Source organism: Methylocapsa sp. S129 (assembly GCF_009765995.1).
GTDB lineage: Bacteria > Pseudomonadota > Alphaproteobacteria > Rhizobiales > Beijerinckiaceae > Roseiarcus.
The window spans coordinates 182419-203861 of record NZ_LMUI01000019.1; the positions used below are offsets into that span (position 1 = coordinate 182419).

Sequence of the window (21443 nt, forward strand, 5' to 3'; positions counted from 1 at the left end):
ATCTCATATTCCCTGGTGCATGCGACCCGTATTGAACACGCCGTCGGGGTCGAAACTCGCTTTGACACCTCTGGTGATCTGCGCTAGCGGCGCCGACAGCGGTTCGAAAACATCGACGGCCTCGCGCAGTTCGTCGGGCGCGCGAACAAGCGTCGCGTGTCCGCCAAACGGCGCCAACGTGACGCGTATCGCGGCGGCGGAGCCCTGCGAAGCCTCGCTGCTCAGCCAGACGAGACCGCCGCCCCAATCGTAGAAACGCGCATGTGCGCGGTTCCCGACCTTCGCGACGAATTCGGCGGCTTTGGAGGGGGCGAGGCTGACGCGCCAGACGGCTTGTTGGCGCGGCTCTGCGAGGAAGGCCGCATCGCCGATAGCGCGCCATATCCGCTCGGAATATTTGTTTTCTAGCACATGTTTGGCGCCGAACGGCGCGAGCACCGCCAGTAGTGAGGCGATGCGATAGTCGACCGAGGCGCGAAAGCCCTCGATACGCAGGAACGTTTTCGGAAATTCGCAGCCCATGCCGGCCGAAATATGCGCCGCGCCGCTCACGCCGAACGGCGAACCCAAGGCGATTGACAAGGCTTCGATCGCGCGCTTGTCGTCGAGCCGCCGGATTACGATGCTGGATTCGCATTCGGGTTTCGGCAGTAGCTTGAAAGTCGCCTCGATCAGGAATCCAAGCGTTCCATGCGCGCCGCAATTAAGCTTGACGAGATCGAGGCCGGTGACGTTCTTCATGACGCGGCCGCCGCTCTTGATGATTTCGCCGCGTCCGTTGATAAGACGCAGGCCAATCAGCGCATCGCGCGCCGCGCCAGCGCTGATCCGGCGCGGGCCAGAAATATTCGCCGCCGCCAAGCCGCCGATCGTCGGCTCGCCGGTGCTCGCATAGAGGCCGCGATGGTCCATCGGCTCGAAGGGCAGGGTCTGGCCGTGTTGCGCGATCAGCGCCTCGACTTCGCGGATGCTCGTTCCGGCTTTGGCGCAGATGACCATCTCGGCGGGTTCGTAGAAAACCACGCCCGACATTTGCGCCGAGCTCAGCGCGGCGTCGCCGCGCGCCGGACGCCCGAGGCCCTGGCGCGTGCCGCCACCGACGATATCAAGCTTTTGCCCCCTGCCGCGCGCTTCCGACACCCATTGCGCCGACTCGCTCTCCGAGGCCGGCGTCAACAATCGTCCCGCATAAGATTTCAAACCGCCGCCCTCCCCCACTGAACCCGCAAAGCTGATCGCCCCGATGCTGGCGCGGTTCATGGCGACGGATCGGACATTCGCGAAGATGCGGCGCGCGAATCAAGCGCCAATGGCGGGCAAACCGAGGACAAAAGTCTGGTGTGTCACAATGTCAGCGGGTGTTACCTCTCAAATGAATTCACTTCGAACCCCACGTCTGGAGACGCGGAGGGAGTAGCGCGCGACTCCCTCCGCGGCCCCCGCGCATGCGAGCTTCGGGGAGGACGGAAATCTCGCATTGGCGTACGGGCTAACCATGGAACGATCGATTCAGTTTGAGGATCAGGCCTCGAGATTGCTCTTCAGGATCTCCAACGCACCAATAAGAGATCAGTCAAATATGAGCTTCCACATCCGGTAGGACCTCGCCTTTGGCACGCGTCGGAATTACTCCAGCGAAAAAATCGCCCGTTTACCTCTGAGTAACAAGTCATTATGCTCGGACGGGTATGGCAACATGCCTAACCGCTCTGAATGCGAATACGATGGCGGGGCCAAGGGCGATGCCGGGACCGGGGTAGTAGCCTCGCATGGGCGACGCCAGATCGCTGCCGCAGGCATAGAGGCCCGGAATGGGGTTATCTATGTCGTCAAGTACCCGAGCGTCACGGTCGGTTTTCAGGCCGCAGGCCGTACCGAGCGTAGATGGGATGATCCGGAGTGCGTAAAACGGCGCCTTCTCGATCGGCCCAAGATTGGGATTCGGCTTCACCGCGGCATCGCCGAGAAGGCGATTGTAGTAATTCTTCCCTCGGTTGAATTCCGGATCGACTCCTGTTTTGGAGTTTTCGTTGTGCAATCGCACGGTCTGAGCCAGAGCCTCTGGATCGATGCCAATCCGAAGCGCCAACTCCTGGATGGTCTTGCCCTCGTAGATGTATTCCCGCTTGACGTAGCGGGTGAGGTTTCGGGTCCATGGGTAGGGCAGCAGCATGCCGAGGCCGCGCTTGCGCATGAACGCGCCATCGCAGATGAAAAAGAAGCGATTGTCGCTGCCGCCGCCGCTGTCGAACATCGCCGCGATAATGTCGTGATAGGAGTTCGACTCGTTCACGAACCTCTTGCCGTGGGAATTGACGGCGATAAGGCCGGGTCGCCCACGATCGAGCCAGCCATACGGGTTCAGTTTCTCGGCGCCATCCGCGCGCGTGTAGATAGACGCAGGCGCCCAAAGCCCCGGGCTCGCCAAATCAGTATCGATCGCCGCCCCGATGGCCATGGCGGCCGTGAGGCCGTCCCCCGTGTTCGATTCGTAGACCAGCGAGTGAGAGTGCGGATAGTTCGCTGACAGGCGATGCCGCAGTTCGGGGCTGTGCGCGAAGCCGCCGGTCGCGAGCACGACGCCTTTGCGGGCCCGCACGCGAACAGCCTTGCCATGCCGTTTGATGACGGCCCCGAGCACACAACCCTCCTCGCGAATGAGTTCGGTCAGAGATGCTTCGATCCAGATGTCCGCGTTGGTCTGCTTCAGACTGTACACCAAGCGGCCCACAAGTGCGTTGCCGTTGCCGAGTTCGGTTCCGCGCGGAAAGCGCAGCCGATCCTTGGCGTAGCGCGCGAGGCGGCGGAGGACGTGCTTGAAATTAGCCTTCGACGAAAACGGCTTGAGGAAGGCTTGGATTTCGCTCGACGAGATCATCATGCCGCCCAACACCAACATACGCGGGAGCGGTGGGCAGACGAGGCCCAAGTCGGAGCCGAGTCGACGTCCGTCGAAGGGTCGGATATTGAGCGCGCGCCCTTTGTCGAGTCCGCCGACCTGATCAGGATGATAGTCCGGCGCCGACGCGAGATCGAATTTTACCTCCGTTCCGTCTTCAAGCGTCGCCAACGCTTCCGCGCCGCTTGTGAGTAAAGCATCGACAAGATCGGCCCGATAATGGTTTCCAAGTTCATGACGCAGATATTGGCGGGCGCGATCGATCGAATCCTCAATTCCGGCCTTCTGCGCTTGTTGGCTGCAAGGGATCCAGACCATACCGGCGGAGCGCGCCGTGGTTCCCCCCAACGTCGCCGACTTTTCACACAGCAGCACGCTGAGGCCCTCTTTGGCGCCATAGAGGCTCGCGGCGAGGCCGCCGGCCCCGCTTCCAAGCACAAGGAGATCGGTTTCGAAGTCCCATGGGGCCGAGCCAGAGCCGAGTTGTTCCGGCCGCGGCTGAAGTGTGCTCTTGGGATGCGCCGAGACGTCGGTCATGGTTCTTTCCAAGCTTTACGTTTGCGATGTTTCGATCGGGCGGTTCGGTCGCGCGCGCTCAGCCCATTCGAGCAGCCTTGAAGGCCTTGGCGGCGGCCAGCACCGCACGCTCGATCGGGATGCGCTCGATGCTCGATGCGGCCACGAAGCCGACGCAGTCGGTGTCTCGGTAGACGTTTTCAGTATCCTCGGGCTCGGAGATCGCTCCTCCATGCGCGAGGTAGATCGCTTCGCTTCCAACGGCGCGTGCGCCGGCGACTATGGCCTTGACCATCTCCAGGTCGGCTTTGCCGGTCTGCGCGGCGTCGTGACCCACCAGGCCGCCGCGCGTCGCCCCGACATGCGGCACAATGCAGTCGGCCCCGGCTTCCGCCATGGCCCGGGCGTCCTCGGGCGTCGCCACATAGGCCATGGAGAAGATCGAGGCGGCGTTGGCGCGGCGAACAAGCTCCACCTCGCGCTCGAAGCCGAGCCCGACACGTCCGCGCCGTTCGCGCCAGGTTTTGCCCATGGTCGAAATGGTCGGATAGTTGATGATTCCTGAGAACCCCGCGGTCTGAAAGTCTTCGAGGAGGTCGTCGAGATCGAGGCGGGTCGGGTCCCAGGCCTCGATTCCTCCGATGATGGGGACATCGGCGACGACGTTTCGGATTTCGGCCGCGATCGCGATCGTAGCGGCGTTGGAATCGCCGATACGACTCGTCGGCAGCCCCATCAATCGGGATCGCCCGGTGCTATACACGACGAGCAGATCGGCACCTCCCATGGCTGCGCATTTTGCCACGAGGCCGCAACTACTGCCTGCCGCGAGAATCGGAGCGCTAGCCGCGATCTGGGCGCGAAGGCGGGCGAGGATTTCGTGCCGCTTAAAGAACTTCTTGGCCATCGACGGCTTTCTCGGAAATGGACAGCGTTGCAAGGATCCAATCGACCGCCGCCCGTGCGAAGTGTGGGTCGTTGATGTGGCAGTCGACAACGCGCAGGTCGGCGCGCTTCGGCAGTGTTGCGCGCAAGCCGTCGAGGAAGGCCTGGTCCGCGGCCGGGTCGAAGAACGGCTGTCCTGGCCGGTCGTAGTCCGAGAACCCGCCCGATGGAAAGAGCACTGTTAGTTTGCCGCGCCCCATCGCAAGTTGCCGGCCCGCCATCATCCCGATCCGCCGGTTCTCGTCGACATCAGTGCGCACCAAAGTTGTGTGGGGCGTGTGCTGATAGAATAGTCGTCCTTCGAACTTCTGTGGGACTTGAGTCCGCGGTCCGAAGTTGATCATGTCGACGGCCCCTGGAGCCACCAGATGCGGGACGCCTGTCATGCCCGCCGCCGTCAGCCGATCCGGACCCGCTGACGCGCTCCCGCCGGCAATCTCGTCGGCGAGTTCGGTGATCGTGAGATCAAGCACCGCATCGATCTCGCCGGCCAGCACCAGGCGCTCCATCAATCGGCCGCCGGCGCCATTCGCCGGAAACGCGATGGGTTCGACGCCTGCGGCCTTAAGCAAGGCAACGCATTGACTGACGGCCGCCGTCGTGACCCCGAACGCCGTGACGCCGACCACCTTCCGGCGATGGTCGGGCGGCTTTCGCCATTCCATCGCCGCGACCGCCGCACCAGCATTTCGCAGCACACGCTCGGTGAAATCGTTGACACCGAAAAGATCGACCAGCGTTGGAAACAGTGCGATGTCCGTCGTCTCCGCGAAACTTGCAAGCAGCTGCGGACGTGCGCTCGACACCAACACCTTGGGAAATCCGAAGGGGAGGTCCGCGACAGCTTCCTTGAAAAGGGCGCTCCCTTTGCCGCCCGCGATACCTATCACAGCCCGGATTCGGCCTTCCGCCTGCAATCTTGTGGCGACCGCTTTCGCGCCCGCCGCCATCACGGTCAGGGCCGCAGCGGGCCCGCCGGACCTCGTGAACGCAGCTTCCCCGCCGCCCTGCTTCTCGACTTCTGCTCTCGTTACGTCCCCAGAAATCCCGGGGGCGTCGGACGTCCCGACATCGATCACCAGCACAGGTCGTCCGATTTGCAGCAGAAGATCTCGTACGAAGGAGACTTCCGGCCCTTTGGTGTCGAGGGTCGCGACAATTGCAATGCTGGCGGCCGAAGGGCATAAAGAGCGCGCGTCAGCCACGACATGCCGCCCCGACCGTGAACCGCGGTGTAGAAGACGTCGGCTTAGTCATCAGTCTACTCCTCCCAACGCCGCGCGGCTCAGGGCGCGTCGCATTGTCGTTGGGAAGGGAGTAAGGCTTATGTCGGCTTTGCGTCAGGTGGAATACTGCCGATGACGGGTAAGATTGGGTAATTGATCGGGTCATCCTTGCGCGTGCTTCTTCGCAGTTCCTTATCGCTTGCAACCGACAGCCCCGTGCTCTACGCGCCTTCGCTGCGTCAGCTCGCTCCTGACGCGACCCTCGTTATGGCGACCTTGCCGATCCTCGATTGGAACGCCGCGCTTCTGGCTGATCTGGCAGCGGTTGATGTCGGACCCGCGCCGCGTGTCTATGCCGCTGTGCTCGCGACCGACCCATTCGCCTGTTGGGAAGATATCGCCGACGCCTTGAGGGGCGCCGGCGTCAGTGGTGTGTCGAACTTCCCGAGTTTGGCTTTGGTAGACCGGTCAGCGCTGGCCGACCTCGATGCCGCCAACCTCGGCTACGCACGCGAACTCGATCGCCTCGCCTGGTTCGCCGGCGATGGCTTTCACGTGCTGGGGATAGCCGCTACGCCCGATCAGGTCGTCGAAGCGCGAAACCGACTTGGCTCGTCGCTCGACGCCTTGTGCCTGACTGAGGCCGGCGACCTTCACCGCTCGCTCAATACCGGTCTCGCTTTGGTTCGCGCATTCGAATGTGCGGCCGGGGAAGACCCCGCGCCGGGCGCGCCGATACTGCGGATCGCCGAGGAGAACGCGCCCACGAAAAAAAGCAAGACGACCCGCGTCTCGACCCGCACGCCGACGGCGCGAGCGGAGCCACAAGTCGATCGAGCGCCTAGGCGGCGCTCTTCCGTTAATCGAGGATCTTGAGCGCCTTGATCTTGTTATAGAGGGTCTTGCGGGAAATGCCGAGGAACCGGGCGGTGCGGCTGCGGCTAAGCTTGTTGCGGCGCAGGCCGTCGATGATCCAGTCTCGCTCCGACAGGTCTTTGGTCTTGTTGCTCGAAATACGTGTGTCTAGCAGCGACGCGAGCCGTTCGGCAGTGACGCGGCTGCCCGGCGCGAGCGTCGAGAGCCGTTCGACGACGTGCCGCAATTGTCGGACGTTGCCCAGCCAATCAAGGTCGGCGAGCGCGCGGAACGCGGAGTTCTCGAGAATGACCGAGCGCGATCCGCCTTCGCCTTTGAACTCGACTAGAAAGTGCTGGATCAGAAGTGGTAGATCCTCAAGCCGGTCGCGGAGCGGCGGAAGAACAACTTCGAACCCAGAGAGCGCTTCCGCTAGGCTCGGCGCAACGGCTCCCGCCGCGACGAGGCGGCCCAGATCCGCCGACGCGGTCGCAATGATCTTCGCTTCGGACCAGACGAGAGCCGATCCGCCAACAGGAGTGAAGCTTCCTCTTTCGAGGTAGTCGGCCAGTCTTTCCTGACAGCCCAGCGCCAAATGATCGAGATGAACAATCAGCACCGACGAGTCGCTCGCCGATTCCAGAATTGAGATCCGCCGTTTCGTGCCGCCATGCCCCTCGACGCCGAACAAGGCCTCAGCCTGTTCGGTGGCCGCCCCGGCGTGGCAGGTGAAGACCGTGGATTGCCGCCCCTTCCGCGGGCTGACAGCATGGATCAACTCCCCCATGGTCCGCTTGCCGGTCCCCGGCTCCCCGACGATCAGCGCCGGGTTCGAACCCGAGGCCAGGCGCTTGGCGGTTTCAAGCGCCTGATTCATGGCAGCCGATTGAGCGACGACGCCGTGCTGATAGCCGCTCAAGCGCAATTGCCGCTCGAGGGCGTCTACTTTGTTTCGAAGAACGTTGATCGTCTTAAAGCCCGCCGTGATTTCGAGCACTGAAGTTTGCAGCGGGACGCGGTCGAGGCTCGAGCCGCCGATGAACCCCTGAGCGCCGGTTTCTCGGCAAACATCGAGCAACTCGTCCGGTTTCGTGATGGGGCCGCCGCCCAGCAGGCAGACCACTTTGCGATCGATCGCGTGAACGCAGCGCGCCATGTCGCGGGTGCGCGCCGCCATCTCGGTCAAACCGATCGCCGGCGACGCTGCGTCCGGTCGGCCGGAATTCAAATTGAAATTAATGCAGATTGCGCGCACGCCCGCCTCGGCCATGCGCCGTGCGTCGCTTTGGGTCCGGGTGTAGCCCAAAGCGGCAAGACCAACTCGCTGAGCGCCCAGGAGCAGCGAGACTTCGCGATCGTAGCCCAGCCCAAGACCTTCCAGCGCAGCTCGGCGTCCTTCGTCCAGATGAATCACCGAGGGAAAGTTCGTGACGCCGCTGAACCCCCAGCGCGCCAACTTGTCGAGGAAGGCGTTGATCTCCAGCCGAGGATCAAACGTGCACGCCCCGAAGAATACGGGCAGTTTAGTGTTCGGCAGGATCTCGGTCCGGGCGAAGCCGGCCACGAACGTGTTGTTGTCGCGGATGGGGAGGACCGAGGCCGGAGAGGAGCCCCCCATAGTGCGAAAACGCCCGGCGGAAAGCGCCAGAAGGAAATCGGCTCCCGCCCGTTCTGCCGCCTGGGCGGTCATGCCGGAGCCGATCGCAGCGCCCAAAATGAACGCACGCGGGTCGCGCAAGTCCTTCTGCAGCCAGAAAGACTTCCGGCTCGCCGGCGTCAGCGCACCAGCGTCGGAGTCGGCCGCGGTGCTCAGGCCGGTGCCTCCTCTGCCCGAACGCGCCCGATCAATTCCATCGTTCCGAAACTCCTTCACGCCGAAACGCGACGCCGTCCTTCGAAAACAGGTAACAATCCCGCGGCGCTACCGCAATGCTTGCGCTAGCCTCCTTGCCTCGCACCTGGTTGCTCGGGGACACGGCCACGATCGCGTCGCTGCCGACGGCGCCGTAGAGATAGGTGACGCTCCCGAGATGCTCGACAACGTCGACGACGATATCGAGCGACAATTCGTCCCGATTCGCGCCGGGCGGGACGAAGTCGTCCGGTCGAATACCAAGTACAAGGGGACTGCCCGACGGGAGGTCGATTGCGCCGACTGGCAACGTCACGCCGCGGCCATCTGACAATGTGATCCTCGCGCCTTCTCTCGTCGCCTCGACAAGGCGGCAGTCGAGGAAATTCATCTTGGGCGAGCCGATGAAACCCGCCACGAACTGAGACGCGGGATGATGGTAGAGGTCATAGGGCGCGCCTACCTGTTCGATGCGGCCGGCCCGAAGCACGACGATCTTGTCGGCCATCGTCATGGCCTCGACCTGATCGTGCGTGACGTAGATCATCGTGTTCCCGAGCTGACGATGCAGCTTGGCGATCTGGATACGCATCTGCACACGGAGTTCGGCGTCGAGATTTGACAATGGCTCATCGAACAAAAAGACTTTCGGCTCGCGCACGATGGCGCGCCCGATCGCGACACGCTGGCGCTGACCGCCGGACAATTGCCGCGGCTTGCGATCGAGCAGATGTTCGATCTGCAGTAGCTTCGCGGTCTCGCCCACCCGGGCTTGTATTTTGGATTTCGTCGCCTTCGCCATCTCCAGCGGGAAGGCCATGTTCTGACCGACGGTCATGTGCGGGTAAAGCGCGTAGTTCTGAAACACCATGCTGAGATTGCGGTCCGCGGCATCCACGTCGTTGACAGTGCGACCGTCAACGCACAGGCGCCCGCTCGTGATGCGTTCCAGGCCTCCTATCATGCGCAAGAGCGTCGATTTCCCCGAACCAGACGGTCCGACGAACACGACGAACTCCCCATGAGAGATTTCGAGGTTGATGTCGCGCAGAATTTCGACGCTGCCGTAAGCCTTGTTGATTCTCTCCAGCTTGACATCGGCCATCGGTAACTCCCTCACTACATCTGTTATTGACCAGGCTCTGCACCGCACCGTCAGGTCGGAATTTCGGATAAGCTCTCGATTACAATGTCGGGGGGTGACAGACCTGGCTCCTCCGGTTCGGCCACGCCTGTGGTGACCAACACAGAGTAAAGACCGGCGCGCTTGCCAGCCTGGATATCGGTCGCAACCTGGTCTCCGATCATCAGCGTCGATTCTCTCGGCGTGCCCAGCCGTTGCAAGGCGGTCTCGATCATATGCGGTTCCGGCTTGCCGAGGACGATGGGTCGAACTCGCGTGGCTGCGGAAACAGCAGTCAGCATCGCACCGGCGCCCAGCTCGAAGCCATTCGCGGTCGGAAGCAAAAGATCCGGATTGGTACCGATGAGCGTCGCTCCGGCGAGCAGCGCGTCCACCGCGACGCAGAGCTTTCGGTGACTGATGTTGCGGTCCAGACCCATGACGATCACTTCCGGCGATCGGTCAGTGATTTCGAATCCGGCCGCGGCGATGGCGTTGTATAACGCCGGCGCGCCGATCACGAAGACAGGCGTCCTCGGTGGCCAGCGCTCCTTCATCATCTGCGCCGCTACGAGGCTCGAGGTGACAATACGTTCCGGAGTAACGGTAACTCCGAAGAACCTTAGCTTCTCGGCGACATCCTCGGGTGAGCGCGTCGAATTGTTGGTGACGAACGCATAAGGAATGCCGGTCCGCTCCCAATTGTTGAAAGCCTGAATCGCATCGCGAATCCCCACTTCGCCACGGTAGACGACCCCGTCGAGATCGGAAATGATCCCCTTGACCGCAGGCCAGCCCAAGAGATTTCCGTTGCGCTCAACCATTCATCAACATCCCGCCATTTACGTGTATCATCTGGCCGGTGATGTAATCCGCGGCAGGGCTCGCGAGGAAAACGGCGAGACCAACAAGATCCTCGGGGTTTCCGACCCGCCCCAGGGGAATTCTGCCGTGGTGCCGGGCCTCGGTCTCCTCACGTGGCCGGCCATGCATGGGCGTATCGATTATACCGGGAGCGATGCCGTTCACGGTGATCCGATGCTGGGCGCATTCGTAGGCGAGCAGCTTCGTAATATCGTGCACGACCGCCTTGGATAGGCAATAGTCCGCTCCGCCGGCCTGATAGTTGAACACGGCGCCCTGCGATGACAATGACGAGCCTATGTTGATAATGCGACCGGCGCCGTTCTTGATGAAACGCCGCACCGCGAGACGGGAGCAGAGCAGAACCGCATCGGTATTGATCTTCATGGTGCGTTCGATTTTTCCCCTGTTGCCAGTGAGCAGAGATTCGCTCGACTTAATTCCGGCGTTGTTAATCAGGATGTCGAGGCGACCGAACCGTTGCGTCACCGTGTCGAGCACCGCGGAAATCTGCTCCTCTTCGGTCACGTCCATCGCAAGGGCCAGCACGCTACCATTGTCTCCGTGATCCGCGAGTGCGCGGGTGAGCGCCTCGCGGTTGGTGTCGGTCGCCACCACATTGGCTCCCGCCTCGCAAAACGCCACCACGAGCGCGCTGCCGATTCCGCCCGCTGCGCCGGTGATAAGGACGGTGTGTCCGCTGAGGGAAAACGATAGATCTGTCATAAGGGCTCCACAAGCGATCGGCTGGCTAGAAAAGCGTCCACGGTCTCGACCGAGGGCATGGCGGATTGCGCGCCTGCGCGAGTGACGCACAGCGCGGCGACCGCCATGGCATAGCGGATGGCGCGCTCAATAGGCGCCGAGCGGGCGAGCGCCGCGGCCAATCCCCCGGTGAAGGCGTCTCCCGCGGCGGTGGTGTCGAGGGCTTTCACCGGGAAGGCCGGAACATGAAAGCGGCGTTGGTCGTCCGCGTAGAACGCGCCCTGCGCGCCCAGTGTGACGATGACAGCCCGTACGCCGAGATCGAGAAGTCCTTCGGCGGCGCGCTCGGCCGAGACGAGATCGACGACCTCGATCCCAGTGAGATCAAACGCCTCCGTCTCATTGGGCGTCGCGTAGTCGACTTGCCGCCATGCCGCCTTCGTCAAACCCTTCCGCACCGGCGCCGGATTGAAGATCAGCTCGAACCCGTAATCGGGTTTCAGCGCAAACAGACGCTCCAGAGCCGCGTTGGGCAGCCCCATTTCGGCAACCACGAGGGCCCCTGCCCCGATAAGACTCGCAACCCGCTCGATGTCGCGTTCCGACATCGACTGATTTGCCCCCGATTCAATGCCGATGATGTTGCCGCCGTCGCCGTCGACTATGATCAGCGCTGTTCCGGAGTTGGCGCCGCGCACAGTCTCTATTGCGTCAGTCTGGACGCCCGCATCGAGAAGTGCGCGTTTCAAAATCGCGCCCGCCTCGTCGTCGCCAAGCTTGGTGAAGAGCCGCGGCGCGAGACCGAGCCGAGCCGCTGCGACGGCCTGGTTCGCACCCTTGCCGCCGGGATACCGGATGAGATCGCCCATCACCGATTGTCCCCGCGTGGGAAGACGATCGACCGAGAGGCAGAAATCGAGGTTGCAGGTTCCAAAGAAGATGAGAGGTTTCGGCGCGCCGGTCACTTGACCGCCCCGAAGGTGAGACCGCGTTCGAGGTGCCGCTGCCCGAGCAGGATAAGGACTACGGGAACCGCCATGGTGACGACGAGACCCGCAGCCATGACAGGATAAAACTGCACACCGGGGTTCAACAGCTTCAGAAGCGCGACTGTAACCGGGGCTTTGGCGGAGCTCAACATCAAGCCGAGCGCAAAATTGTGCCAGGCGAGCAGGAACACGAGCAGCGACGCGCCGATCAGGCCTGGTTTCAACAGCGGCAGGACCACGCGCCAGACGATCTGGATCGAACTGGCGCCGTCCATCGCGGCGGCGTCCTCAAGCTCCCGCGGGATGTCCTCGATATAGGACCTACTGAGCCACACGATCATCGGTAAGGTGACGACCTGATACACCCAGATCATGCCGACGTAAGTGTCGTAGAGGCCGATCGCTTGAAAGACGCTGAAGAGCGGGATGACGACGAGCAGGACTGGCGCGAAGCGGAATCCCAAGATAAAGAACGCGATATCTTCCTTGTAGGGGATATCCCGCCGAGCCAGCACATAGCCGACCGGGACGCCGACGATGACTGACACGATAACAGATCCGACCGCGATGATAACGCTGTTCTCGATGGGGCTTAGAAAATCGATCTTGATCGTGCCGTAATTGGTCGCGCCGGCGCTCGCGGCGTCGAACAGCACGCGGAAGTTCTCCAGCGTCGGAGTGAACACGAACTGAGGCGGCCAAGCCATCACCTGGCTCTGCGTCTTCAAGGCCGTCATCAATATCCAGACGAGAGGAAAAACCAGCACGGCGGCGGCGAGAAGCACAAGCGCGTTCAGCGCCAGGCGCACATACAGAGAGCGGGATGCGATCATGGCGATCTCCTCAACTGACCCGGCGTTTCACGAACTGCCAAGCCCTGACGGTCACCATGGCTCCCGCAAGAACGATAAGCCAGTTGACCACCATCAGCGCCGCGCCGCGGCCGAAATTGAGGTTCTGGAAGGCCGTGATGTAGCCTTGCACCGAGAGAACCGACGTGCTGTTGCCGGGACCGCCCTGAGTGGTCCCGAATATGATGTCGAACTGGTTGAAGGATTCGATCAGTCGGAATACGGCGGCGATCAGGATGTACGGAGCGACAAGCGGCAGCTCGATTCGCCGAAACGTCGCCCATGATTTGGCTCCGTTGATCCGCGCAGCTTCCCGGATATCGTCGGTAATGCCTTGCAGGCCGGCGAAGATGATCAGTGTAAAGAAGGGCGTGTAGGTCCACACATCTATCAGGATGATCGAGGCGAGCGCCGTCTGGGGGCTGGAGATCCAGCTGAACGGGCCCAAACCGATCAGAGAGAACAGATAGTTGAGGATACCGCTCTGCGGGTCCATCATGGTGGTCCACATCAGGGCGACGCTCATTGGTGGAAGCACCAGCGGCAGGAGGATCACCGGCCGGAAAATTTCGGCGCATCGGACCTGCGACGCGAAGAGCTTGGCCAGCGCCACCCCGAACAGGGCCTCGATCACAACGACCGATGACGCGTAGACCAAGGTGACGCTCACGTTGTTCCAGAAGCTCGCGGTGCGAAACAGAGCGAGATAGTTGGCGAAGCCGACGAAATGAATGATGGGGCGCCCAAGGCGGAGATCCGTCAGCGACTGCCAGACGCCATAGAAGAACAGGAGAAGAAACCCAAGCAGAATCAGAACTGCGGGCGCGACGACGAGGAGACTGAGCAACTCAGAGCGCCGGCGCCCGTTCCGGTCGACCGGAACGGGCGCGACAAAGGACTTCAGCCCGGATTCGACCTTGGTTGATAGTGCAGTCATGACAGTTCAATCTTGCTGCGCGATATGTCGCGTGCGGCGCGCGGGAGAGCGAATCTTGCGCCTTCCCGCGCGTCCGTTCTAGAGGGACCCGCGGATCTGCTCGGCGAGCGCTTTCAAGGTTGGCTCGACGGGGGCGCCGTTGACCATCTGCTGCATCGAGACAGCCCAGGCGTTCATCGCTTCGCCGAAGCCGTATCGGGGCGTGAAGGCCAGGGCGGCTTGGGCCTGCACGGTTTTGAAGGTGGGAACGAAGTTGTTGAATTCGGCCTTAGTCGCGTAATCGATCCACGCCTTATTGTCCCAGGTCGACGCTCGCGGCGAGTTAACGAGCTTGCCTGCGACGGCGCCCGCAAGATCGACCTCCTTCGAGGTCGCCCATTGCATAAAGAGCCAAGCTGCGCCCTTCTTTTGCGACGCCGCGTTCATCGCCAGCGACCAGATCCAGATGTTCGAGTCGAAGCTCTTGGCGCCTGGAGCCCTCGGCGGCGGCGCAAAAGCGATCTGCCCGGAAGCCGCCGCCTTGCCCGGCACGTCGTTCCAGAATCCAAACATGTTCGAATCGATCGCCATGACGGCCCGGCCCGACGAGAGCCCGTCGACAACCTGGTACCAGTTATCGTTCGCGAAGGAGCTAGGCGCGCAAGCCTTGATCATCGCGACGTAGTCGGTGTGAAACGCGACCGATTGCGGCGAATCGAGACCGGTGTCGAGCTTGCCGTCCTTCACGACAAAGTCGCTTACGCCGTAGGACTTGGCGATCGAGATCGCCGCGGTGTGAATGCTGCTCCAGAACCTCACCCCGCGCACGACCAGCGGCGTCACGCCGGGTTCGGCCTTTTTTAGCGCCGTGCAGGTTGCAATCATTTCTGGCAATGTCTCGGGAACTTTGAGGCCATCCTTTGCAAGAATGTCCTTGCGATACATGAGCTGAATGTTCTCGAATCCGTGCGGGATCGCCCAAATCTGTCCGTCGTCCCCGGCGACAACCTGGCCGTCCTTGTTCTTCCAGGTGAGCGCCTTGCGCAAGGCAGGGAAGAAGTCGCCGTAGTCGTAGTCGGAGTCTGTGAGCTTCGGGTTCTTTATATAACCGTCGAGCGGCTCGAGGCTGCCGCCGGGCGTCAGATCCCAGGCCGGCTGGATGCCTATTCCGATCACGTCCCATGCTGGCGACTTCGTGGTGAGTTGGATGGTCAGCTTGCTCCAATAGGCATCGTCCGGATAGAGTTCGGGCGTCACCTTGATCCCAGTCAGCTTCTCGAATTCGGGTAGCTGCGCGACCACGGCGTCAGCATAGGGATGAATGTCGTAAGCCCAGGTGATCGACGTTCCCTGAAACTGTTTCCAGTCGATCGATGCCGCCCCGGCTACGCCGGCCACCAGCGCCGCCGCGGTGATCACGGCGCCGCCGAGGACGAGTTTCAGTCCGCGTTTTAGATTCCCGCCACGAGTCGTCCTACGCATTTTCATGTTTTTCCTCCCTTATCCCGAATTCGCGCCGTTCTTGCTTGGCTACAGCTTCAGCGCCGGGGCGTTCCAAATTTATCGCCGGTGTGCGTTGAGTCGGGACATGAATTGGAGGCAGATTGGGTAAAAATGGGAAACCGTACGGCCATCGGATCATTCGGAAATCGGTTCCAGTCTGCGAACTAGTCTATCTCGGCACCCGAGGTGTTGCCGATTTCGACGACCACTTCCGAGGCCTTGGTCGTCGGTCGATTGATCACGCAGTCCCGGCTTTGGCGGATTATTTCGAAGCTGTGGTTGGCGCTGGAAATGACGCACCCGATCAAGAAAGGCGTGAATTCCATGAAGAAGTGCCGGAGCAGATCGGCAGTTACATCGCGAACTCCGGGCACCGACCAGATGACGTCGCAAAGCACGAGGCGCCACCACCAAGCGACAATTGGCGAAAGACGGCACTTCGCCCAGTGGCTGCAACGAACACGTCCCTTGATGATCAATCCATATGCATCGCCGATCCCGACGGCCATGTGGGTCAAAAGAATGTCCCCAACCTGCGCTCGACGACCGTTCGAGTGAAGCCGCGCAGGACGCGACGCTAAGTGTCCGTGGACCTTGCCTCGGCGGCGCTTTCGACCACGTTGCAGCCTCGAAGGACGATCGCAGTGATCGTGGCCGCGGCCTCGTCGAAATCTTTCTTCGTTATGCGCTTGATAGCGAGCGCGTCGCAGGCGAGCACCTCGAAATCTGCGTAGAACTGGGTCGCGCCCCACAACATGATGAAAACGTGCCGAACCGAGATGGGCGACATCTTTCCAGCCGCGATCCAGCTCTCGATCACGACGGCCTTGTCGCGAGTCATGGCGCGCATGTGGTCCCGGTTCGCCTTGCTGAGGAAGCGTCCCCCTCGCAAAATCTCGTTGGCGAATAGCCGGGATTCGCTTCCAAACTGTCGGGAATATTCCAGCTTGGCGACGATGTAGGCGCCGAGCGCTTCGGCCGGCTTCCGATCGGCGCGCAGCTCTTCAAGAGCCTTGTCCCATCCCGCGAGGAGCTTGCCTATCAACGCCTTGTAGATGTCCTCCTTCGAGGGAAAATAATAATAGACATTCGCCTTGGGCAGGCCCGACCGCTCGGCGATCTCTGCAATGCGCACGCCGTCGAATCCCTTGCGCGCAAAGAGTTCGCCGGCAGCCTCCAGGATGGCCGCTTCACTGCGGTCGCGGACGCGCTCGTCAACGTCCTTGCTGGGTCGACTCGCGCGCGTCTTCCGCGCTGCCTGGTCCATTGATGCTGCCATGCTCTGCTTCCCAAAAAATGCTGCGGCGATGAATGTGTGGTCCAACAGCCTGCTTTTGCAGCATCACCTGCGCAAGGCGCAAGCAGCAAGAGGGGCAGTAAAGAAAAGTTGACGTTTTGGTCAAATATCGTTGATTCAAAAGTTGACGTTTTGGTCAGGTTATGACAATGCTCGTCCTTGGAAGAGGCTCATTCGCCAGGGCGTCAAGAGCCTAAGCCTGATCTGCTTACTGCTCGATGTCGGGCAGTAGGCCGACGACGAAACCGCTCGCTGCCCGAAGTGACCAACGACCGACAGCCGACGTCCTCGAAGACGAAAAAATGGAGGAATTTATGAGCAGGTATCAATCCAGCGCGCCGACTTCCACAGCTCTATTGTCGCGACGGCATGTCCTTCAGGGCTCAGCGGTCCTGGCGTTCGGCGCGGCCGGCCTATCGTCGAGCGGCGCCCGCGCCGCTGGTGGCCTCGTCGCGCTCGTCCATACACAGGCGGCCGGCGACAACGGTCCGGTGGACAGCATGATCGCCGCACTGAAGCGGCTCTCAAGCGAGAAGGGCTTCACGATGCGCGCGATCTACGCGCAGGACGCCGCGACCTACGAATCGATTTTTCGAAGCCTGGGTGATGCGGGCGCGGCGATCGTGGTGTCGACCTTCAACGAGGTGGCTGACCCGATCAAGGCAGTGGCTCCGTCCTATCCCAAGACTAAGTTCATCCAGCTCTTCGCCGATCCGTTCCAGCCGGCGATCCCGAACGTGGAGACGGTTGGTTATGACTACTACCTCGGCTGCTATCTCTCGGGCTTGTTCGCCAGCCGCATCTCCAAGTCCGGGAAAATCGGCTACGTCGGCGGCATGAGCCTGCCCGCGCTCAATGCCGACCTCAATGGCCTGAAGGCCGGGGCCGCGGCGGCCAACCCGGCCATCGCCGTGACGGGCGCCTTCGCCGGCTCGTTCCAGGACCCGGCCAAGGGCCAAGAGATCGCCAGCCAGATGTATCAATCCGGCGTCGACTACATCCAGACAGATTCCGCCGCCACAGATACCGGCATCATCCAGGCCGCCAATGAAGGCTCCGGCCGAATGGTGAGCGCCATTGCCAAGACGCAGTACAAGCTCGGTCCGAAGACCGTGGCGGCGATCGTCAAGCTCGACTTCGGCCTGTCGCTCTATCAGGAGGTCAGCAAGGCGTTGGAGGCGGGCTGGATCGGCCACCACCTGCCGACAGGAATCGACACTGGCGTGGTCGACTTCGAATTATCCGACGTGTTCCTGAAGGAGGGGCCAGCCGACCTCGTCGCCAAAGCCAAGACGATCTGGCCCGAGATCGAGACTGCGAAGAAGGCGATTATCACTGGAACGGTCAAGGTGCCGCTCAACACCACGCTCTGACAGGATCGCTGTGATGCAGGGCGAGGAGGCGGCGCTGGCGTGCGTCGACGTCAGCGTGCGTTTCGGCGCGGTCGCGGCGCTCAGTGGCGTGAGCCTCGCCTTCGCGCCGGGGCGCATCCATGCAGTGGTCGGCCAGAACGGCGCTGGGAAGACCACCTTCGCCCGCGTCTGTGCCGGGATGGTCCGGCCAACCGCGGGCGAGTTGCGCATCGGCGCCCAGCCCGTGCCGGTTGGGAAGGTCAACGCTGCGCGCGCCGCCGGCGTCGAGTTGGTGCACCAGAGCTTCGCGCTACCACCTTCCTTCACCATTGCCGAGTCGATGGAGTTCGGCGCCACGGGATCCGGCGGGATATTTACCCGTCGGGCGCTCGAGGCGCGGTGGACGGGGCACCTGAAGAGTCTCGGCGTTGATACGAACCTGCGCACCCGCATCCGCGACCTGCCGGTCGAGACGCGCCAAGCCGTCGAGATCGCGCGGGCGCTGGTGACGGACGCCAAAATCCTGATCCTAGACGAGCCGACGGCGGTGCTGTCGCCGGCCGGCGTCGCGACGCTGTTCGAGCGGTTGCGCCTGCTCAGCCGGCGCGGCGTCACCATCATCCTGATCCTCCACAAGATCCGCGAGGTGCTCGACATCGCCGAAACGATCAGCGTGCTGCGTGGGGGCCGGCTGATCGAAGCGGCGATCCCGGTCGCTGCGATCGATGCGGCGCGTCTTGCGACGGCGATCATCGGCACGCCGTCGGGCTCTATCGAGGCCGCGGACCAGGCGGCCTTGGTCGGCGGCGGCGGCGGCGCGGCGCCGGTCGAGACCGCGCGTGTCAGCGCTGCGGCGCCCGCAGGGCCGCCAGTCTTCGAGATGGCTGGCGTCGACACACGACCGGATGGAGAGGGGCGCGCGCTGGAAGGCGCCAGCCTCACGATTCGGCGCGGCGAGATCGTCGGCGTCGCCGGCGTCGAGGGCAACGGCCAGCACACGCTGGTGCGCGCCCTGGCGGGCCTTGCTGGGCTCGATCGCGGCAGCATCTGCCTCGGCGGGACCGACGTCACCGCTCACGCGCTCGCGCAGCGCCGCGCGGCTGGCCTGCGCATCATCCCGTTTGACCGCAACAGCGAGGGCCTGAGCCTGACAAGCGCGCTGTGGGAGAATTGGTCGGCCCGCCGCCTGTTGCTGGGTCGGCTCCTTTCACCGATCGCGCCCTCGCGGCTGCGGAACGCCTGCCACGCGAGCCTCAAGGAATGGGACGTCCGCTTTGCCGACACAGGCCAGCCCGCCGGCTCGCTTTCCGGAGGCAACGCCCAGAAAGTGATCCTAGCGCGCGAGATCGACGCCGACGCCTCGCTCGTCATCGCCGCCCAGCCGACGCGCGGCCTCGACATTGGCGCCACCGCCTTCGTCTGGCAGGCGCTGCGCGCCAGTCGGGACCGGGGCTGCGGCGTGCTCCTGATCTCTTCTGACCTCGACGAACTCTTCGACATCGCTGATCGCGTAGTGGTGATGCTGTCGGGGCGCATCGCGGCGGAGTTTTCCGCGCCCTACAACTTGGCGGCGGTTGGCGCGGCGATGACGGGAGCGCCGCAATGAAGGGCAAAGTCCTCTCGGTCCTCAGGGCGCTCGCTTTCGTCGTCGTGGCGCTGGCGTTGTGCGGCGTCGTCTTCGAGCTCGCCGGCTTCTCCGCGCCTTTGATGTTCCAGAGCATCGCCGACGGCGCCTTCACCTCACCCAACGCGCTGATGAAGAGCCTGCGCTGGGCGATGCCGCTCCTGATCACCGCCTGCGGCGTGTTGGTGTCGTTCCGCTGCGGCTATTTCAACGTCGGCGCTCAGGGCCAGTTCTATCTCGGCGCCATCGGCGCGACCGTCGCAGTGGAAGCGCTAAACGGCGCTCCACCGGCTCTGGTGGTCCCGGTCGCCATCGCCTCCGGCATGGTAGGCGGGGCGCTGTGGGCTGCCTGGCCCGGCTTCCTGCGTATCCGTTGGGGCACCGACGAAGTGATCACCACGCTAATGGGTAACTTTCTGGCCGGGCTCTTGCTCGTCTACCTCACCTCTGGGCCACTGAAGGACCCCTCCGGCACCGGGCAAGTCACGGCCAGCCGGCCGGTGGCTCTCGGCTATCGCATCGCTACCTCGGTCGGCGTGTCGCCGACCATCATCGCGCTCACCCTGGCGACGCTTGTTCTGGTCTGGCTGCTTGTGAACCGCACTGCCTTCGGCGTGCTGTCGAGCCTCGCCGGGCGCAACCCGGTCATGATCGTCTGGCAAGGAGCGAAGCTGTCCTCGCTTGGCCTCTCCGCCTTCCTGGTCAGCGGCGCGCTGGCGGGCCTGGCAGGCGCGATCGAACTGCTCGGGCCCAATGGCCGCCTGGTCAGCGGCTTCCTGCCCGGCCACGGGTTCACTGCGGTGCTGATCGCCCTCGTCGCCGGGCTGTCGGTTACGGGGGTCGCTGTCGTCTCGATGTTCTTCGGCGGCCTGGCGGCGGCGAGCCTGTATCTGCCTGTCATCGCTGGTCTGCCGGCGGCCGCGATCGACGTGATCAACGCCGCCATCGCGCTGTTCATCACCGCGCGCACCTTTCCCCTGCCAGCCGCGCTGCTCGAGCGCCTGCCGGCGCGGAGGCCAGCGCCATGAGCGATATCCTCATCGCCGTTCTGCGTTCAGGCACGCCCCTGATCTATGTGGCGCTGGCCGGCATGCTGGCCCAGCGCGCCGGTGTCTGGCATCTCGGCCTGGAGGGGCTGATGATCGCCGGCGCTTGCGCCGCCGCCGTCGGCGTGGAGCAGACCGGCTCGGTCGCGGCCGGACTCGCCCTGGCGGTGCTGGTCTGTGTACTCGGTTCAACGCTGCTGTGGTTCGTCGTGGAGAAGCTGCGGGCCAATCCGATCATCGCGGGTCTCGGGCTCACGGGCTTGGGCCTCGGCGGCGCCGACCTCACGGTGCAGTCGATCTATGGCAGCGAGGCCTCGGTGACGGCCGGCGCTGGCCTGCCGCGCCTCGGCGACGCCTTTGGCGCTTTCGGCGTGCTCTCCGTGCTGGTGGCGGCCATGCCCGTCGTGGTGCTGCTTCTCTGGGTGCTGTTGCGCCGCACTCGCTTTGGCCTGCGCCTGGCGGCCTGCGGCGAACATCCGTTCGCCGCCCGCAGCGTCGGCGTCGCGCCCTCGCGCATGCGGCTAATCGCGCTGATGGGCGGCGGCGTGCTCTGCGCCCTCGGCGGCGCTGAGCTGGCGCTCGGCACGTTGCAGCTCTTCAGCAACAACATGACCGCGGGCCGCGGCTTCATGGCCTTTGCGGCCGTGATCTTCGGCGGCGGCCATCCCATCGGTTCGGCCCTCGCGGCGTTGTTCTTCAGCATCGTCGAGGCCGCCGGCATCAAGGCTCAGCTCGTCTTCGGCGAGAAGGCGCCGCGCGACCTGCTGCTGGCCCTGCCCTACCTCGCCACGGTGATTGGCGTGTGGATCAGCGGGCGCCTGCGCGGCGGGCTGAAGGCCGCGGCCAGCGGCGGTGAGCTGCGCGACAACTGACGGAGACC

Annotated in this window: 19 protein-coding genes and 1 pseudogene; 6 read left to right on the forward strand and 14 right to left on the reverse strand. The window is 63.2% G+C overall.

Annotated elements, in window-relative coordinates; genetic code table 11:
- Positions 1–3: 3 nt before the first annotated feature.
- On the reverse strand, positions 4–1200 hold the full coding sequence (locus GSQ90_RS12445) for an FAD-binding protein (RefSeq protein WP_371418362.1): 1197 nt from the start codon (positions 1198–1200) through the stop codon (positions 4–6).
- Positions 1201–1219: 19 nt separating this feature from the next.
- Between GSQ90_RS12445 and GSQ90_RS32380 the strand changes: the two are divergent.
- Positions 1220–1318: pseudogene (locus tag GSQ90_RS32380) on the forward strand (DUF2274 domain-containing protein); the annotation flags it as partial.
- A gap of 354 nt (positions 1319–1672) precedes the next feature.
- Here GSQ90_RS32380 and GSQ90_RS12455 read toward each other — a convergent pair.
- The 3 genes from GSQ90_RS12455 to GSQ90_RS12465 are packed head-to-tail and all read right to left on the reverse strand — an operon-like array spanning position 1673 to position 5565.
- Positions 1673–3436 carry an FAD-dependent oxidoreductase gene (locus GSQ90_RS12455; RefSeq protein WP_158815151.1) on the reverse strand — a complete coding sequence of 588 codons (1764 nt, stop codon included), beginning with the start codon at positions 3434–3436 and terminating at the stop codon, positions 1673–1675.
- A 58-nt stretch (positions 3437–3494) separates the two neighbouring features.
- Entirely contained in the window at positions 3495–4322 is an 828-nt protein-coding gene (locus tag GSQ90_RS12460; RefSeq protein WP_158815152.1) for a phosphoenolpyruvate hydrolase family protein, read from the reverse strand.
- Positions 4303–5565 (reverse strand): Tm-1-like ATP-binding domain-containing protein, encoded by a 1263-nt coding sequence (locus GSQ90_RS12465; protein ID WP_246731561.1) that lies wholly within the window; start codon positions 5563–5565, stop codon positions 4303–4305. The genes GSQ90_RS12460 and GSQ90_RS12465 overlap by 20 nt, the downstream gene beginning before the upstream one ends.
- A 174-nt stretch (positions 5566–5739) precedes the next feature.
- Between GSQ90_RS12465 and GSQ90_RS12470 the strand changes: the two genes are divergently transcribed.
- Positions 5740–6462 (forward strand): phosphoenolpyruvate hydrolase family protein, encoded by a 723-nt coding sequence (locus tag GSQ90_RS12470; protein WP_246731562.1) that lies wholly within the window; start codon positions 5740–5742, stop codon positions 6460–6462.
- Here GSQ90_RS12470 and GSQ90_RS12475 read toward each other — a convergent pair.
- From GSQ90_RS12475 to GSQ90_RS12520, 10 genes are all read right to left on the reverse strand, one after another.
- The gene (locus tag GSQ90_RS12475) at positions 6446–8314 is read right to left on the reverse strand and encodes a phosphoenolpyruvate hydrolase family protein (RefSeq protein WP_246731563.1); all 1869 of its coding nucleotides are present in this window, start codon (positions 8312–8314) and stop codon (positions 6446–6448) included. The two genes, GSQ90_RS12470 and GSQ90_RS12475, sit on opposite strands and share 17 nt — an antisense overlap.
- Positions 8286–9398 (reverse strand): ABC transporter ATP-binding protein, encoded by a 1113-nt coding sequence (locus GSQ90_RS12480; RefSeq protein ID WP_158815153.1) that lies wholly within the window; start codon positions 9396–9398, stop codon positions 8286–8288. Before GSQ90_RS12480 ends, GSQ90_RS12475 begins: the two co-directional genes overlap by 29 nt.
- Positions 9399–9448: 50 nt before the next feature.
- On the reverse strand, positions 9449–10240 hold the full coding sequence (locus tag GSQ90_RS12485) for an HAD-IIA family hydrolase (protein WP_158815154.1): 792 nt from the start codon (positions 10238–10240) through the stop codon (positions 9449–9451).
- Positions 10233–11006, reverse strand: a complete 774-nt coding sequence (locus GSQ90_RS12490; protein ID WP_158815155.1) for an SDR family NAD(P)-dependent oxidoreductase — start codon at positions 11004–11006, stop codon at positions 10233–10235. Before GSQ90_RS12490 ends, GSQ90_RS12485 begins: the two co-directional genes overlap by 8 nt.
- On the reverse strand, positions 11003–11950 hold the full coding sequence (locus GSQ90_RS12495) for a ribokinase (protein ID WP_246731564.1): 948 nt from the start codon (positions 11948–11950) through the stop codon (positions 11003–11005). The genes GSQ90_RS12490 and GSQ90_RS12495 overlap by 4 nt, the downstream gene beginning before the upstream one ends.
- Positions 11947–12807 carry a carbohydrate ABC transporter permease gene (locus GSQ90_RS12500; protein ID WP_158815156.1) on the reverse strand — a complete coding sequence of 287 codons (861 nt, stop codon included), beginning with the start codon at positions 12805–12807 and terminating at the stop codon, positions 11947–11949. The genes GSQ90_RS12495 and GSQ90_RS12500 overlap by 4 nt, the downstream gene beginning before the upstream one ends.
- A gap of 10 nt (positions 12808–12817) precedes the next feature.
- A complete protein-coding gene (locus GSQ90_RS12505; RefSeq protein WP_158815157.1) occupies positions 12818–13762 on the reverse strand; it encodes a carbohydrate ABC transporter permease in 945 nt (314 codons plus the stop codon).
- Positions 13763–13840: 78 nt separating this feature from the next.
- Positions 13841–15223 carry an extracellular solute-binding protein gene (locus tag GSQ90_RS12510; protein WP_174247471.1) on the reverse strand — a complete coding sequence of 461 codons (1383 nt, stop codon included), beginning with the start codon at positions 15221–15223 and terminating at the stop codon, positions 13841–13843.
- Between the two features lie 185 nt (positions 15224–15408).
- Positions 15409–15762: a hypothetical protein gene (locus tag GSQ90_RS32115; protein WP_210254885.1), complete on the reverse strand. Its 354-nt coding sequence runs from the start codon at positions 15760–15762 to the stop codon at positions 15409–15411.
- Positions 15763–15821: 59 nt separating this feature from the next.
- On the reverse strand, positions 15822–16523 hold the full coding sequence (locus GSQ90_RS12520; protein WP_246731565.1) for a TetR family transcriptional regulator C-terminal domain-containing protein: 702 nt from the start codon (positions 16521–16523) through the stop codon (positions 15822–15824).
- A 320-nt stretch (positions 16524–16843) separates the two neighbouring features.
- On the opposite strand from GSQ90_RS12520, the gene GSQ90_RS12525 reads away from it, so the two are divergent.
- Genes GSQ90_RS12525 through GSQ90_RS12540 form a run of 4 tightly spaced genes read left to right on the forward strand, consistent with a single transcriptional unit; the run spans position 16844 to position 21435 of the window.
- Positions 16844–17914 (forward strand): BMP family ABC transporter substrate-binding protein, encoded by a 1071-nt coding sequence (locus tag GSQ90_RS12525; RefSeq protein WP_246731566.1) that lies wholly within the window; start codon positions 16844–16846, stop codon positions 17912–17914.
- Between the two features lie 13 nt (positions 17915–17927).
- The gene (locus GSQ90_RS12530) at positions 17928–19499 is read left to right on the forward strand and encodes an ABC transporter ATP-binding protein (RefSeq protein ID WP_158815159.1); all 1572 of its coding nucleotides are present in this window, start codon (positions 17928–17930) and stop codon (positions 19497–19499) included.
- On the forward strand, positions 19496–20545 hold the full coding sequence (locus tag GSQ90_RS12535) for an ABC transporter permease (protein WP_158815160.1): 1050 nt from the start codon (positions 19496–19498) through the stop codon (positions 20543–20545). The genes GSQ90_RS12530 and GSQ90_RS12535 overlap by 4 nt, the downstream gene beginning before the upstream one ends.
- On the forward strand, positions 20542–21435 hold the full coding sequence (locus tag GSQ90_RS12540; protein WP_158815161.1) for an ABC transporter permease: 894 nt from the start codon (positions 20542–20544) through the stop codon (positions 21433–21435). Before GSQ90_RS12535 ends, GSQ90_RS12540 begins: the two co-directional genes overlap by 4 nt.
- Positions 21436–21443 lie beyond the last annotated feature (8 nt).

What these genes read in the sequence shown, in the direction of transcription:
- GSQ90_RS12460 (WP_158815152.1), bottom strand. Translation starts at nt 4,322, where the DNA reads ATGGCCAAGAAGTTCTTTAAGCGGCACGAAATCCTCGCCCGCCTTCGC.
- GSQ90_RS12455 (WP_158815151.1), bottom strand. Translation starts at nt 3,436, where the DNA reads ATGACCGACGTCTCGGCGCATCCCAAGAGCACACTTCAGCCGCGGCCG.
- GSQ90_RS12510 (WP_174247471.1), bottom strand. Translation starts at nt 15,223, where the DNA reads ATGCGTAGGACGACTCGTGGCGGGAATCTAAAACGCGGACTGAAACTC.
- GSQ90_RS12505 (WP_158815157.1), bottom strand. Translation starts at nt 13,762, where the DNA reads ATGACTGCACTATCAACCAAGGTCGAATCCGGGCTGAAGTCCTTTGTC.
- GSQ90_RS12530 (WP_158815159.1), top strand. Translation starts at nt 17,928, where the DNA reads ATGCAGGGCGAGGAGGCGGCGCTGGCGTGCGTCGACGTCAGCGTGCGT.
- GSQ90_RS12525 (WP_246731566.1), top strand. Translation starts at nt 16,844, where the DNA reads ATGGAGGAATTTATGAGCAGGTATCAATCCAGCGCGCCGACTTCCACA.
- GSQ90_RS12540 (WP_158815161.1), top strand. Translation starts at nt 20,542, where the DNA reads ATGAGCGATATCCTCATCGCCGTTCTGCGTTCAGGCACGCCCCTGATC.
- GSQ90_RS12535 (WP_158815160.1), top strand. Translation starts at nt 19,496, where the DNA reads ATGAAGGGCAAAGTCCTCTCGGTCCTCAGGGCGCTCGCTTTCGTCGTC.
- GSQ90_RS12520 (WP_246731565.1), bottom strand. Translation starts at nt 16,523, where the DNA reads ATGGCAGCATCAATGGACCAGGCAGCGCGGAAGACGCGCGCGAGTCGA.
- GSQ90_RS12490 (WP_158815155.1), bottom strand. Translation starts at nt 11,006, where the DNA reads ATGACAGATCTATCGTTTTCCCTCAGCGGACACACCGTCCTTATCACC.
- GSQ90_RS12500 (WP_158815156.1), bottom strand. Translation starts at nt 12,807, where the DNA reads ATGATCGCATCCCGCTCTCTGTATGTGCGCCTGGCGCTGAACGCGCTT.
- GSQ90_RS12485 (WP_158815154.1), bottom strand. Translation starts at nt 10,240, where the DNA reads ATGGTTGAGCGCAACGGAAATCTCTTGGGCTGGCCTGCGGTCAAGGGG.
- GSQ90_RS12480 (WP_158815153.1), bottom strand. Translation starts at nt 9,398, where the DNA reads ATGGCCGATGTCAAGCTGGAGAGAATCAACAAGGCTTACGGCAGCGTC.